Genomic DNA, 13,396 nt, shown 5'->3' with positions numbered 1-13,396 from the left:
CCAGAGGGCTGATTTCTTTATGTTGAAAAAATTTTCTGAAAATTACAAATAATACTTGAAATTTTACTAGAAAAGTGTAGAATAGAACACATAGTTTGAATAGTACAAAGGAGAAATACATGACAGTTGCAATTGATTGGGAAAACCTTGGATTTGCTTATATGAAATTACCTTACCGTTATATCGCTTACTACAAAAATGGTCAATGGAATCAAGGAGAATTGACAGAGGATGCAACCTTGCATATTTCAGAGTCTTCTCCAAGTCTCCACTATGGACAGCAAGCATTTGAGGGATTGAAAGCCTATCGTACTAAGGACGGCAGTGTTCAATTGTTCCGTCCTGACGAAAATGCTAAGCGTTTGCAACGTACTTGTGACCGTCTTTTGATGCCACAAGTTCCGACAGAAATGTTTGTAGAAGCTTGTAAAGCAGTTGTGCGTGCAAATGAAGAATACGTCCCACCATATGGAACAGGTGGAACCCTTTATCTTCGTCCTCTCTTGATTGGTGTCGGAGATATCATCGGGGTAAAACCAGCAGAAGAGTACATTTTCACTATCTTTGCTATGCCAGTTGGAAATTACTTTAAGGGTGGATTGGTTCCAACCAATTTCTTGATTCAGGATGAATACGACCGTGCAGCTCCAAATGGTACGGGTGCGGCCAAGGTAGGTGGGAACTATGCTGCTAGTCTCCTTCCAGGTAAAATAGCCAAGTCTCGCAACTTTTCTGACGTTATCTACCTAGACCCATCTACACATACAAAGATTGAAGAAGTCGGATCAGCCAACTTCTTTGGAATCACGGCAGACAATGAATTTGTTACGCCATTGAGTCCATCTATCTTGCCATCCATTACCAAGTACTCTTTGCTTTACTTGGCAGAACACCGCTTGGGCTTGACACCGGTTGAAGGTGATGTTCCGATTGACAATCTGGATCGTTTTGTAGAGGCAGGTGCCTGTGGAACAGCAGCGGTTATTTCGCCAATTGGGGGAATCCAGCACGGTGACGATTTCCATGTTTTCTATAGTGAAACAGAAGTAGGTCCTGTAACACGAAAACTCTATGATGAATTGACTGGTATCCAATTCGGTGATGTAGAAGCGCCAGAAGGTTGGATTGTCAAAGTGGACTAAACGACATGAAGGAAAGAGGAACTCCATAGCAGTTATAATGGCTGAAATGGAGTTTTTTCTTGCTAGTTTGAGCATTTTCTTGTACAATAGAAAAAGTGAAAAGAGGTACAGTATGAGTAAAAAAGATAAGAAAATTGAAATTCAATTAACAGATGCAAAAGTGACTGTTGGAAAAGACAGTTATGAAGGTTACGTTTTGACGATCGGTAAAAAGGTTATTGGTGAAATTGCCGAATTAGATAGCCAATTTGCCATCATAAAGAATGGAAATGTCGATAGTTTTTATAAAAAACTTGAAAAAGCTGTGGAAATTTTGATTGAAAACTATAATTTAACAAAATAATGCTTGTTTTTTTGAAAATTTCATGATATAATAGTTTTTGTTGAATATTGGAGAGATAGCGAAGAGGCTAAACGCGGCGGACTGTAAATCCGCTCCTTCGGGTTCGGGGGTTCGAATCCCTCTCTCTCCATCTCATCATTGGGGTATAGCCAAGCGGTAAGGCAAGGGACTTTGACTCCCTCATGCGTTGGTTCGAATCCAGCTACCCCAGTTCTTAGGTAATAAATTCAAGATAAAAAGAAAAATATCTTAGGGTATTTTATTTTTATATTGAAAGACATGAACAAAACGAACATGTTCTTGCGGGTGCTTAGGAAAAAAATTATAAGTATGTCAAGTTTTGGAAAAGACTTGATTGTTGGAGGATTTTTTAGATGAACGAATTTGAAGATTTGCTAAATAGCGTTAGCCAAGTTGAGCCTGGTGATGTTGTTAGTGCTGAAGTATTGACAGTTGATGCGACTCAAGCTAACGTTGCAATCTCTGGGACTGGTGTTGAAGGTGTCTTGACTCTTCGCGAATTGACAAACGATCGCGATGCAGATATCAATGACTTTGTTAAAGTAGGAGAAGTATTGGATGTTCTTGTACTTCGTCAAGTAGTTGGTAAAGATACTGATACAGTTACATACCTTGTATCTAAAAAACGCCTTGAAGCTCGCAAAGCATGGGACAAACTTGTAGGACGCGAAGAAGAAGTTGTTACTGTTAAAGGAACTCGTGCTGTTAAAGGTGGACTTTCAGTAGAATTTGAAGGTGTTCGTGGATTTATCCCAGCTTCAATGTTGGATACTCGTTTCGTACGTAATACTGAGCGTTTCGTAGGTCAAGAATTTGATGCTAAAATCAAAGAAGTTGATCCTAAAGAAAACCGTTTCATCCTTTCACGTCGTGAAGTTGTTGAAGCAGCTACTGCAGCAGCTCGTGCTGAAGTATTCGGTAAATTGGCTGTTGGTGATGTAGTAACTGGTAAAGTTGCTCGTATCACAAGCTTTGGTGCTTTCATCGACCTTGGTGGTGTTGACGGATTGGTTCACTTAACTGAATTGTCACACGAACGTAACGTATCACCTAAATCAGTTGTAACTGTTGGTGAAGAAATTGAAGTGAAGATCCTTGATCTTAACGAAGAAGAAGGACGCGTATCACTTTCACTTAAAGCAACAACACCTGGACCATGGGATGGCGTTGAGCAAAAATTGGCTAAAGGTGATGTAGTAGAAGGAACAGTTAAACGTTTGACTGACTTCGGTGCATTTGTTGAAGTATTGCCAGGTATCGATGGACTTGTTCACGTATCACAAATTTCACACAAACGTATCGAAAATCCAAAAGAAGCTCTTACTGTTGGTCAAGAAGTTACTGTTAAAGTCCTTGATGTTAACGCTGATGCAGAACGTGTATCACTTTCTATCAAAGCCCTTGAAGAACGTCCAGCTCAAGAAGAAGGACAAAAAGAAGAGAAACGTGCTGCTCGTCCACGTCGTCCAAAACGTCAAGAAAAACGTGATTTCGAACTTCCAGAAACACAAACAGGATTTTCAATGGCTGACTTGTTCGGAGATATCGAACTTTAATCAAATTGATAATCGCAAAATCCTTTGTTTAAAACAAGGGATTTTTCTTTTGTCTCTTTCTCATTTTTGATATAATAGTTCTATGTTAGATTCAGAAAAACAATCACAATATCAACTGTTAAATGAGGAACTCTCTTACTTACTAGAAGGTGAGACTAATGTTCTTGCCAATCTTTCAAATGCTAGTGCCCTCCTAAAATCTCGCTTCCCCAATACTGTATTTTCAGGTTTTTATCTGTTTGATGGAAGTGAGTTGGTTTTAGGTCCTTTTCAGGGTGGCGTTTCGTGCATTCGCATCCCGCTTGGAAAGGGTGTGTGTGGAGAAGCTGCTGAGTTTCAGGAGACTGTTTTAGTTGGCGATGTGAGTACCTATCCAAACTACATTTCTTGCGATAGTATGGCAAAGAGTGAAATCGTAGTTCCCATGCTCAAGAATGGTCGATTGCTAGGTGTTTTAGATCTGGATTCTTCACTTATTGATGATTACAATGCCATTGACCGTGATTACTTGGAACGATTTGTCGCTATTTTGCTTGAGAAGACAGAATGGGACTTTACAATGTTTGAGGAGAAAGCCTAATGTATCAAGCACTTTATCGAAAATATAGAAGCCAGACTTTTTCACAACTGGTAGGACAAGAGGTTGTGGCAAAAACTCTAAGACAAGCTGTTGAGCAGGAAAAAATTAGTCACGCTTATCTTTTCTCAGGTCCTCGTGGAACTGGAAAAACCAGTGTAGCCAAGATTTTTGCCAAGGCAATGAACTGTCCGAACCAAGTGGACGGGGAACCATGCAATAACTGTTATATCTGTCAAGCAGTGACTGAAGGTAGCCTAGAAGATGTTATCGAAATGGATGCAGCTTCGAACAATGGAGTTGATGAAATCCGAGAAATTCGTGATAAATCTACCTATGCTCCTAGCTTGGCTCGTTATAAGGTCTACATTATCGACGAGGTTCATATGCTGTCTACCGGAGCCTTTAATGCGCTTTTGAAGACTTTGGAAGAACCAACTCAAAATGTTGTCTTTATCTTGGCGACCACCGAATTGCACAAGATTCCAGCAACCATTTTATCACGTGTTCAACGTTTTGAGTTTAAATCGATTAGAACGCAAGATATCACGGCACATATTCATCATATTTTAGAAAAAGAAAATATCAGTTCTGAACCAGATGCCGTGGAAATCATTGCTAGACGAGCTGAAGGTGGGATGCGGGATGCCTTGTCCATTCTGGATCAAGCCTTGAGTTTGACACAAGGGAATGCTTTGACCACAGCCATCTCTGAGGAGATTACAGGTACCATTAGTCTATCAGCACTTGATGACTATGTAGCTGCCTTGTCTCAACAGGATGTTCCAAAAGCTCTTGATTCTTTGAATCTTTTGTTTGAAAATGGCAAGAGCATGACTCGTTTTGTGACGGATCTCTTGCAGTATTTGCGTGATCTACTAGTTGTTCAGACAGGTGGCGAAAATACTCATCATAGTCCAGTTTTTATGGACAATCTAGCTCTTTCTCAGGAAAGTCTCTTTGAAATGATTCGAATAGCGACAGTGAGTTTAGCAGATATGAAGGCCAGCTTGCAACCCAAGATTTACGCTGAGATGATGACCATTCGTTTAGCTGAGATTAAGCCTGAATCTGCGGTTTCAGGAGCTGTTGAAAGTGAAATTTCTGCGCTGAGACAGGAAGTCGCTCGTCTCAAACAAGAACTTGCCAATGTTGGAACAGCGCCTAAACAAGTGGCACCAGTTCCTAGTCGTCCAGCCACTTCCAAGACAGTCTATCGAGTAGATCGTAATAAAGTTCAGTCTATTCTGCAAGAAGCTGTCGAAAATCCTGATTTGGCGCGACAAAACTTGATTCGCCTACAGAACGCATGGGGAGAAGTGATCGAAAGCTTAGCTGGTCCAGATAAGGCTCTTCTCGTTGGTTCTCAGCCAGTTGCAGCCAACGAACACCATGCTATTTTAGCCTTTGAGTCTAATTTCAATGCTGGTCAAACCATGAAAAGGGACAACCTCAATACCATGTTTGGCAATATTCTCAGCCAAGCAGCTGGATTTTCCCCTGAGATTCTGGCTATTTCCCTAGAGGAATGGAAAGAGGTTCGAGCAGCATTTTCAGCTAAAAACAAGTCTTCTCAAGCCGAGCAAGAGGTTGAAGAAGAGAGCCTGATTCCAGAAGGATTCGAATTTCTGGCTGATAAAGTCATGGTCGAAGAAGACTAAAAGTGGATTTCATGGTACAATAATCCTATGAATAGACAACAATTTATCATAATAGCATTATTCACGGCTGCTGAGACTTATTTTTTCAATGAATCTTTGATGACTGGTCGCTATGTTATGGCAGCTTTTTGGGCCATTCTACTCTTTCGAAATTTTAGGTTAAGTTACGTGATGGGGAAAATTGTAGACGCTATTGATCAACACTTAAACCGCAAGGATTAGCCCCCAGCTTCTAGACAAAATCAAAGCCTTTTGGGCTTTTTTTTGTTATACTAGTAGAGTATATTTATTGACCTTTTGTCCTATTTTTTAGGGATTGTAAGCAATTTCCTAAAGTATTGAGCAAAATGTTTGAAAAAGAAAGGAACTATCATGTCAGTATTAGAGATCAAAGATCTTCACGTTGAGATTGAAGGAAAAGAAATTTTAAAAGGAGTCAATCTGACTCTGAAAACAGGAGAAATCGCAGCTATCATGGGACCAAATGGTACTGGTAAATCGACTCTTTCTGCAGCTATTATGGGGAACCCTAACTATGAGGTTACCAAAGGTGAGGTCTTGTTTGATGGCGTAAACATCCTTGAGTTGGAAGTGGATGAGCGCGCTCGTATGGGACTTTTCCTTGCTATGCAATACCCATCAGAAATTCCTGGAATTACCAACGCTGAGTTTCTTCGTGCAGCCATGAATGCTGGCAAAGAAGATGATGAAAAGATTTCAGTTCGTGAATTTATCACTAAACTAGACGAGAAAATGGAATTGCTCAACATGAAAGAAGAAATGGCAGAGCGTTACCTCAACGAAGGTTTCTCAGGTGGTGAGAAAAAACGCAATGAAATTCTTCAACTCTTGATGTTGGAACCAACTTTTGCCCTTTTGGATGAGATTGACTCAGGTCTTGATATTGACGCCCTTAAAGTTGTATCGAAGGGTGTCAATGCCATGCGTGGTGAAGGCTTTGGGGCTATGATCATCACTCACTACCAACGTCTCTTGAACTACATCACACCAGACGTGGTACACGTAATGATGGAAGGTCGTGTGGTCCTTTCTGGTGGTCCAGAATTGGCTGCCCGTTTGGAGCGTGAAGGATACGCAAAACTAGCTGAAGAACTTGGCTACGACTACAAGGAAGAATTGTAATTCCCTCGTATCTTTTAGGAGAAGTAAATGTCTAAAGAAACTATTAAACTTTTTTCAGAAATGCACGCTGAACCAAGCTGGTTGGCTGACCTCCGTCAAAAAGCTTTTGATAAGATTGAGAGTTTGGAATTACCAGTCATTGAGCGTGTCAAATTTCACCGTTGGAATCTGGGAGATGGAACCATCACAGAAAGTGAACCTTCAGCAAATGTTCCTGACTTCACGGCTCTAGATAATCACTTGAAGTTGGTGCAAGTAGGAACGCAGACTGTTTTTGAACAAACTCCAGTTGAATTGGCTGAACAAGGAGTAATCTTTACAGACTTCCACTCAGCTTTAGAAGAAATTCCCGAACTTATCGAGGAATTCTTCATGTCATCTGTTAAGTATGACGATGACAAGTTGGCAGCCTACCATACAGCTTACTTTAACAGTGGTGCTGTTCTTTATATTCCAGATAATGTTGAGATTACAGAGCCAATCGAAGGAATTTTCTACCAAGACAGTGATAGCGATGTGCCATTTAACAAGCATATTATGATTATCGCTGGTAAAAATTCTAAAATAAGCTATCTTGAACGTCTAGAGTCACGAGGTGGAGGTAGTGCAAAAGCAACTGCCAATATCACGGTCGAAGTGATTGCTCGTTCTGGTGCGCAAGTGAAGTTTGCTGCTATTGACCGTTTAGGTGAAAATGTCACTGCCTACATTAGCCGTCGTGGTAAACTAGGCAACGATGCCAGCATTGACTGGGCAATTGGTGTCATGAATGAAGGAAACGTTGTTGCGGATTTTGATAGCGACTTGATTGGAAATGGTAGCCATGCTGACCTTAAAGTCGTAGCTCTTTCAAGTGGACGTCAGGTGCAAGGGATTGATACGCGTGTTACCAACTACGGTTGCAACTCAATCGGAAATATCCTCCAGCATGGGGTTATCCTTGAAAAAGCAACTTTAACTTTCAACGGTATTGGTCACATTATCAAGGGTGCCAAGGGAGCAGATGCGCAACAAGAAAGTCGTGTTCTCATGCTTTCAGACCAAGCACGTTCAGATGCCAACCCAATTCTTTTGATTGATGAAAATGACGTAACTGCTGGTCACGCGGCCTCTATCGGTCAAGTGGATCCAGAAGATATGTACTACCTCATGAGCCGTGGTTTGGATAAGGCGACTGCTGAGCGTTTGGTTGTTCGTGGTTTTCTTGGTTCCGTTATTGTTGAGATTCCAGTCAAAGAAGTTCGTGATGAAATGATTGCAACGATCGAAGAAAAATTGTCAAAACGCTAAGGGGAAGCCTATGTTAGATGTAGAAGCGATTCGCAAGGATTTTCCAATTTTAGACCAGATTGTTAATGATGAACCTCTGGTCTACCTGGACAATGCTGCGACGACACAAAAACCATTAGCAGTTCTGGAAACAATCAACCGCTACTATGAGCAGGACAATGCCAATGTTCACCGTGGTGTTCATACCTTGGCTGAGCGTACGACAGCTTCTTATGAAGCTGCTCGTGAAACCATTGGTAAATTTATCAATGCAGGTTCAACAAAGGAAGTTCTCTTTACCAGAGGAACGACAACCAGTCTTAACTGGGTGGCACGCTTCGCTGAGGAAATCCTGACTGAGGGAGATCAAGTTTTGATTTCTGTCATGGAACACCATTCCAATATCATTCCTTGGCAGGAGGCTTGCCGTAAGACTGGAGCTGAGCTTGTCTATGTCTATCTCAAGGATGGAGCTCTGGATATGGATGACTTGCGAGCTAAATTGACGGACAAGGTTAAATTTGTTTCGCTTGCCCATGCCTCAAATGTTCTTGGTGTGGTCAATCCTATCAAGGAAATTACGCAATTAGCCCACCAAGTTGGAGCTATCATGGTGGTGGATGGTGCTCAGTCTACGCCCCATATGAAGATTGATGTCCAGGACTTGGATGTGGACTTCTTTGCCTTTTCAGGTCACAAGATGGCTGGTCCGACTGGTATCGGTGTCCTTTACGGCAAAGAGAAGTATTTAGAACAAATGTCACCAGTAGAATTTGGCGGAGAGATGATTGATTTCGTCTATGAGCAATCTGCTAGTTGGAAGGAATTGCCTTGGAAATTTGAGGCTGGAACGCCAAATATGGCTGGTGCTATTGGACTTGCTGCTGCAGTTGATTATCTTAAAAATCTTGGTATGGATGCGATTGAAGCCCATGAACAGGAATTAATCTCATATGTCTTTCCAAAATTGCAGGCCATTGAAGGATTGACTATTTATGGTTCGCAGGATTTGGCTCAACGTTCAGGTGTTATTGCCTTTAACCTAGGCGATCTTCATCCCCATGACCTAGCTACAGCACTTGATTATGAAGGAGTAGCAGTTCGTGCGGGTCACCACTGTGCGCAACCCTTGCTTCAGTATTTGGAAGTCCCTGCAACAGCTCGTGCAAGTTTTTATATCTACAATACCAAGGCAGATTGTGACAAGTTAGTCGATGCCCTACAAAAGACAAAGGAGTTTTTCAATGGCACTTTCTAAACTAGATAGCCTTTATATGGCAGTGGTAGCGGACCATTCGAAAAATCCGCATCACCAAGGGAAGCTGGAAGATGCTGAGCAAATCAGTCTCAACAATCCAACCTGTGGGGATGTTATCAACCTCTCTGTCAAGTTTGACGCAGAGGGCCGTTTGGAAGATATTGCTTTTCTAAATTCAGGATGCACGATTTCAACTGCTTCTGCTAGTATGATGACAGATGCAGTTTTGGGCAAGACCAAACAAGAAATTCTAGAACTTGCAACCATCTTTTCTGAAATGGTTCAAGGGCAAAAGGATGACCGCCAAGATCAACTAGGCGATGCAGCCTTCTTGTCAGGTGTTGCCAAATTCCCTCAACGAATCAAGTGTGCAACCCTAGCTTGGAACGCTCTTAAGAAGACAATTGAAAATCAAGAAAGTAAGTAAGGCAAGTTTCTTTTGTCTTATAAATCATTAAAAATGAAGAATGAAAGAAAGGATATTATGGCTGAAGAAAGAGTAGAACCAAAACCAATTGACCTTGGTGAATATAAATTTGGTTTCCATGATGATGTAGAGCCTGTCCTATCGACAGGAAAAGGACTCAACGAAGGTGTTATTCGTGAATTATCTGCTGCCAAGGGTGAGCCAGAGTGGATGTTAGAATTCCGTTTGAAGTCTTATGAAACCTTCAAAAAAATGCCCATGCAAACCTGGGGAGCAGACTTGTCAGAGATTGACTTTGATGACTTGATCTACTACCAAAAACCATCTGACAAACCAGCCCGCTCTTGGGACGAAGTTCCTGAAAAAATCAAAGAAACCTTTGAACGTATCGGAATTCCAGAGGCTGAGCGTGCCTATCTAGCGGGTGCCTCTGCCCAGTACGAGTCAGAAGTGGTATACCACAACATGAAGGAAGAGTTTGAAAAGTTAGGAATTATCTTTACAGATACGGATTCTGCCCTCAAGGAATACCCAGACTTGTTTAAACAATACTTCGCTAAGTTGGTACCGCCGACAGACAACAAGTTGGCAGCCCTCAACTCGGCAGTATGGTCTGGAGGGACTTTTATCTATGTACCAAAAGGAGTCAAGGTAGATATTCCGCTTCAAACCTACTTCCGTATCAACAACGAAAATACAGGTCAGTTTGAACGTACCTTGATTATCGTTGATGAGGGAGCAAGCGTCCACTACGTAGAAGGATGTACAGCGCCAACTTATTCAAGCAACAGCTTGCATGCTGCCATTGTAGAAATCTTTGCCTTGGACGGAGCTTACATGCGCTATACGACTATTCAAAACTGGTCTGATAACGTCTATAACTTGGTAACGAAACGTGCCAAAGCTTTGAAAGATGCGACTGTTGAGTGGATCGATGGAAACTTGGGTGCCAAAACGACTATGAAATACCCATCTGTTTATCTAGATGGAGAAGGAGCGCGTGGTACCATGCTCTCTATCGCCTTTGCCAATGCTGGGCAACACCAAGATACGGGTGCCAAGATGATCCACAACGCTCCACATACAAGCTCCTCTATCGTGTCTAAATCCATCGCTAAAGGCGGAGGAAAGGTTGACTACCGTGGACAAGTGACCTTTAACAAGAACTCTAAGAAATCTGTTTCTCACATCGAGTGTGATACCATTATCATGGATGACTTATCAGCGTCAGATACTATTCCATTTAATGAAATTCACAACTCGCAAGTTGCTTTGGAACACGAAGCCAAGGTATCTAAGATTTCAGAGGAACAACTCTACTACCTCATGAGTCGTGGTTTGTCAGAATCTGAAGCAACCGAGATGATTGTCATGGGATTTGTCGAACCCTTCACAAAAGAACTTCCAATGGAATACGCAGTTGAGCTGAACCGCTTGATTAGCTATGAAATGGAAGGGTCTGTTGGGTAAGAATATGCAAAATCTGAACAGGAATCCTTCCTGTTCAGATTTTTTTCAAAAAAGAACCTAATAAATATTCACAAAAATGCTTTTATATGGTAAAATAAAACAATTACATTTAGTGGAGATGAAGTATGAATATTTTTAGAACCAAGGATGTTAGTCTGAGACAGACAGAGATGCATCGCCATTTGAAATTGTGGGATTTGATTCTATTAGGAATCGGTGCTATGGTAGGGACGGGGATTTTCACCATTACAGGAACAGCGGCAGCTACACTAGCTGGTCCATCACTAGTGGTTTCCATCGTGATTTCTGCCCTATGTGTTTCTCTATCAGCCCTCTTTTTTGCAGAATTTGCTTCTCGTGTGCCTGCTACTGGTGGCGCTTATAGTTATCTCTATGCGATTTTAGGAGAATTGCCAGCCTGGATTGCTGGCTGGTTGACCATCATGGAATTTATGACAGCTGTTTCAGGTGTGGCGTCTGGCTGGGCAGCTTACTTTAAGGGCTTACTCAGTAATTATGGTATTTCCATGCCCCAAGCCTTAAATGGTACTTTTAACCCTGAACAAGGCACCTATATCGACCTTTTACCTATTTTGGTGCTTGCTTTGGTAACAGGATTGGTTTTATTAAATTCCAAGGCAGCCTTACGCTTTAATTCGCTTTTAGTGGTCTTGAAATTCTCAGCTCTCGCCTTATTTATCCTAGTTGGTATTTGGTATATCAAACCTGAAAATTGGTCGAATTTTGCTCCTTTTGGTTTTGGTCAGTTTTATGGAGGAAGTACTGGGATTATGGCAGGAGCCTCTTTGATGTTCTTCGGTTTTCTCGGTTTTGAGTCAATTTCCATGGCAGTTGATGAAATTCAAAGTCCGCAAAAAAATATTCCTCGCGGAATTGTGCTTTCTCTGACAATTGTCACTATTCTCTATGCCTTGGTAACAATAGTATTGACTGGGATTGTTCACTATAGCCAACTCAATGTGGATGATGCAGTGGCCTTTTCATTGCGTAGTATCGGAATTGGCTGGGCAGCCAACTACGTTTCATTGGTGGCCATTCTAACCCTGATAACCGTATGTATTTCCATGACCTACGCTCTGTCTCGAATGATTTACAGCTTAGCACGTGATGGTCTTTTACCTCGAAGTTTTAAACAGCTAAGTAAAACTAGCCGAGTTCCAAAGAATGCGACCATCTTAACAGGAGTTGCTTCAGCCATTGCAGCAGGAGTCTTTCCGCTAGCCAGTATCGCTGCCTTTTTAAATATCTGTACGCTAGCTTATCTCATTTTGCTTGCCTACGGTATTATCAAGCTCAGAAAGGATAAGGGCATGCCAAAAGAAGGAGAATTCAAAACTCCTTTAGTGCCGCTTTTGCCAGTCCTTTCCATTCTTATCTGTCTTTCCTTTATGCTTCAGTATACCAAGGAAACATGGATTGCCTTTGGACTTGCTTTGTTGGTTGGACTAGTGATTTACTTTACTTATGGCTATCGTCACTCTACACTTTCTGAAGAAGAATAAAAGCTGGGAATTCCCAGCTTTTTTAATCTTTTACATAAGTAAATCCTTCCCCCAGAATTTCATGAGCCTCTGTGATGGTGATAAAGGCTTGAGGATCGACTTGGTGAATCAAATCCTTCATTTTAACGATTTCATTTCGACCGACGATACAGTAGATAATTTTTAAATCCTTTTTGCTGTAGTAACCTTGACCAGATATAAAGGTTACGCCGCGTCCGAGTTCATCGTTAATTTTTTCGGCTAACCGATCTGGAAATTGAGTTATAATCATAAATCCTTTACCAGCATAACCTCCTTCACCGATCAGGTCGATAACACGAGCGATGATAAAGTCAAATAAGAGGGTATAAGTCACTAGGCGCAAATCTTGGAAGATAATCAAAATCAACATTAGAATAATGAAATCAAGCGAGAAAAGCAATTTTCCAATTGAAATATTGGTGTATTTGTTGAGGATGCGAGCAACAATATCTGATCCACCTGTTGTACCACCAGCATTAAAGATAATTCCTAAACCAACTCCCAGTAAAACACCAGAAACTAAAGAGACAATAATGAGATCACCTTGCAAGTCAAATTGTAAAGGAATTCGTTCAAAGACAGCAAGCCAGATCGAGAGGGAAATGGTTCCCAAAAGGCTGGAGTAGAGCGTTTTAGGACCAAAAATCTTCCAGGCCAAGATAAAGAGAGGGATGTTAATCAAGAGATTCATCACTGAGACCGGAATTTTAAAGAGATAGAAGGTAATCAATGTGATACCAGTTGCTCCGCCTTCAAACAAATGATGAGGAACTACAAAATAGGTAAGACCAAAGGCATAAATAGCTGCCCCAAGTATGATAGTGACAATAGGCTGAACTTTTCGGATCATGATTCTCCCTCGCTTTTCTATAGATAGATTATACCAAAATTCCAAGCTTTTTCATTGGATTCATCATGATTTTTTAACAATTTTTTGATATAATAAAAGTGATAAATCCCTATCTTATTGAGAAGAATAGAAAGA

General features: G+C 41.3%; 13 protein-coding genes and 2 tRNA genes. 14 read left to right on the top strand and 1 reads right to left on the bottom strand.

From position 1 onward, the window contains the following. The first annotated feature begins 119 nt into the window (after nucleotides 1–119). From I6G42_RS07865 to I6G42_RS07800, 14 genes are all read left to right on the top strand, one after another. The gene (locus I6G42_RS07865) at nucleotides 120–1,142 is read left to right on the top strand and encodes a branched-chain amino acid aminotransferase (protein WP_038805399.1); all 1,023 of its coding nucleotides are present in this window, start codon (nucleotides 120–122) and stop codon (nucleotides 1,140–1,142) included. Nucleotides 1,143–1,254: 112 nt separating this feature from the next. Continuing rightward, nucleotides 1,255–1,485 (top strand): DUF2969 domain-containing protein, encoded by a 231-nt coding sequence (locus I6G42_RS07860; protein ID WP_000037107.1) that lies wholly within the window; start codon nucleotides 1,255–1,257, stop codon nucleotides 1,483–1,485. 49 nt (nucleotides 1,486–1,534) lie between these two features. Next, nucleotides 1,535–1,615: transfer RNA gene (locus I6G42_RS07855), tRNA-Tyr, on the top strand. 9 nt (nucleotides 1,616–1,624) lie between these two features. After that, a tRNA-Gln gene (locus tag I6G42_RS07850) sits at nucleotides 1,625–1,696 on the top strand. Between the two features lie 163 nt (nucleotides 1,697–1,859). Continuing rightward, nucleotides 1,860–3,062, top strand: coding sequence for a 30S ribosomal protein S1 (rpsA, locus tag I6G42_RS07845; RefSeq protein WP_001001617.1), 1,203 nt, complete (start codon nucleotides 1,860–1,862; stop codon nucleotides 3,060–3,062). An 82-nt stretch (nucleotides 3,063–3,144) separates the two neighbouring features. Beyond that, entirely contained in the window at nucleotides 3,145–3,642 is a 498-nt protein-coding gene (locus I6G42_RS07840) for a GAF domain-containing protein (RefSeq protein ID WP_038805398.1), read from the top strand. Continuing rightward, nucleotides 3,642–5,300, top strand: coding sequence for a DNA polymerase III subunit gamma/tau (dnaX, locus tag I6G42_RS07835; RefSeq protein ID WP_038805397.1), 1,659 nt, complete (start codon nucleotides 3,642–3,644; stop codon nucleotides 5,298–5,300). The genes I6G42_RS07840 and dnaX overlap by 1 nt, the downstream gene beginning before the upstream one ends. 27 nt (nucleotides 5,301–5,327) lie before the next feature. Beyond that, nucleotides 5,328–5,522: a DUF3272 family protein gene (locus I6G42_RS07830; RefSeq protein WP_001081605.1), complete on the top strand. Its 195-nt coding sequence runs from the start codon at nucleotides 5,328–5,330 to the stop codon at nucleotides 5,520–5,522. A 150-nt stretch (nucleotides 5,523–5,672) separates the two neighbouring features. Beyond that, entirely contained in the window at nucleotides 5,673–6,443 is a 771-nt protein-coding gene (gene sufC, locus I6G42_RS07825) for a Fe-S cluster assembly ATPase SufC (RefSeq protein ID WP_000114489.1), read from the top strand. A gap of 27 nt (nucleotides 6,444–6,470) precedes the next feature. Then, nucleotides 6,471–7,733: a Fe-S cluster assembly protein SufD gene (sufD, locus tag I6G42_RS07820; protein WP_038805396.1), complete on the top strand. Its 1,263-nt coding sequence runs from the start codon at nucleotides 6,471–6,473 to the stop codon at nucleotides 7,731–7,733. 10 nt (nucleotides 7,734–7,743) lie between these two features. Then, complete coding sequence (locus I6G42_RS07815) at nucleotides 7,744–8,970, top strand: cysteine desulfurase (protein ID WP_038805395.1); 1,227 nt, start codon at nucleotides 7,744–7,746, stop codon at nucleotides 8,968–8,970. Beyond that, the gene (gene sufU, locus I6G42_RS07810) at nucleotides 8,957–9,397 is read left to right on the top strand and encodes a Fe-S cluster assembly sulfur transfer protein SufU (RefSeq protein WP_038805394.1); all 441 of its coding nucleotides are present in this window, start codon (nucleotides 8,957–8,959) and stop codon (nucleotides 9,395–9,397) included. The genes I6G42_RS07815 and sufU overlap by 14 nt, the downstream gene beginning before the upstream one ends. A gap of 57 nt (nucleotides 9,398–9,454) precedes the next feature. Then, entirely contained in the window at nucleotides 9,455–10,867 is a 1,413-nt protein-coding gene (sufB, locus tag I6G42_RS07805) for a Fe-S cluster assembly protein SufB (RefSeq protein ID WP_000797070.1), read from the top strand. A gap of 125 nt (nucleotides 10,868–10,992) precedes the next feature. After that, entirely contained in the window at nucleotides 10,993–12,390 is a 1,398-nt protein-coding gene (locus I6G42_RS07800; RefSeq protein ID WP_038805392.1) for an APC family permease, read from the top strand. Between the two features lie 22 nt (nucleotides 12,391–12,412). Here I6G42_RS07800 and I6G42_RS07795 read toward each other — a convergent pair whose 3' ends face one another. Further along, complete coding sequence (locus I6G42_RS07795; RefSeq protein ID WP_038805389.1) at nucleotides 12,413–13,261, bottom strand: YitT family protein; 849 nt, start codon at nucleotides 13,259–13,261, stop codon at nucleotides 12,413–12,415. Nucleotides 13,262–13,396 lie beyond the last annotated feature (135 nt).

Source organism: Streptococcus oralis (assembly GCF_016028255.1).
Classification (GTDB): domain Bacteria; phylum Bacillota; class Bacilli; order Lactobacillales; family Streptococcaceae; genus Streptococcus; species Streptococcus oralis_AC.
The sequence above is the reverse complement of the archived record's forward strand: the minus strand, read 5'-3'. Positions and strand labels throughout refer to the sequence as shown.

Excerpts from the sequence above, each read along its gene's own strand:
- sufD (WP_038805396.1), top strand. The coding sequence starts at position 6,471 with ATGTCTAAAGAAACTATTAAACTTTTTTCAGAAATGCACGCTGAACCA.
- sufC (WP_000114489.1), top strand. The coding sequence starts at position 5,673 with ATGTCAGTATTAGAGATCAAAGATCTTCACGTTGAGATTGAAGGAAAA.
- sufB (WP_000797070.1), top strand. The coding sequence starts at position 9,455 with ATGGCTGAAGAAAGAGTAGAACCAAAACCAATTGACCTTGGTGAATAT.
- I6G42_RS07815 (WP_038805395.1), top strand. The coding sequence starts at position 7,744 with ATGTTAGATGTAGAAGCGATTCGCAAGGATTTTCCAATTTTAGACCAG.
- I6G42_RS07795 (WP_038805389.1), bottom strand. The coding sequence starts at position 13,261 with ATGATCCGAAAAGTTCAGCCTATTGTCACTATCATACTTGGGGCAGCT.
- sufU (WP_038805394.1), top strand. The coding sequence starts at position 8,957 with ATGGCACTTTCTAAACTAGATAGCCTTTATATGGCAGTGGTAGCGGAC.
- rpsA (WP_001001617.1), top strand. The coding sequence starts at position 1,860 with ATGAACGAATTTGAAGATTTGCTAAATAGCGTTAGCCAAGTTGAGCCT.
- I6G42_RS07865 (WP_038805399.1), top strand. The coding sequence starts at position 120 with ATGACAGTTGCAATTGATTGGGAAAACCTTGGATTTGCTTATATGAAA.
- I6G42_RS07860 (WP_000037107.1), top strand. The coding sequence starts at position 1,255 with ATGAGTAAAAAAGATAAGAAAATTGAAATTCAATTAACAGATGCAAAA.
- I6G42_RS07830 (WP_001081605.1), top strand. The coding sequence starts at position 5,328 with ATGAATAGACAACAATTTATCATAATAGCATTATTCACGGCTGCTGAG.
- I6G42_RS07800 (WP_038805392.1), top strand. The coding sequence starts at position 10,993 with ATGAATATTTTTAGAACCAAGGATGTTAGTCTGAGACAGACAGAGATG.
- dnaX (WP_038805397.1), top strand. The coding sequence starts at position 3,642 with ATGTATCAAGCACTTTATCGAAAATATAGAAGCCAGACTTTTTCACAA.
- I6G42_RS07840 (WP_038805398.1), top strand. The coding sequence starts at position 3,145 with ATGTTAGATTCAGAAAAACAATCACAATATCAACTGTTAAATGAGGAA.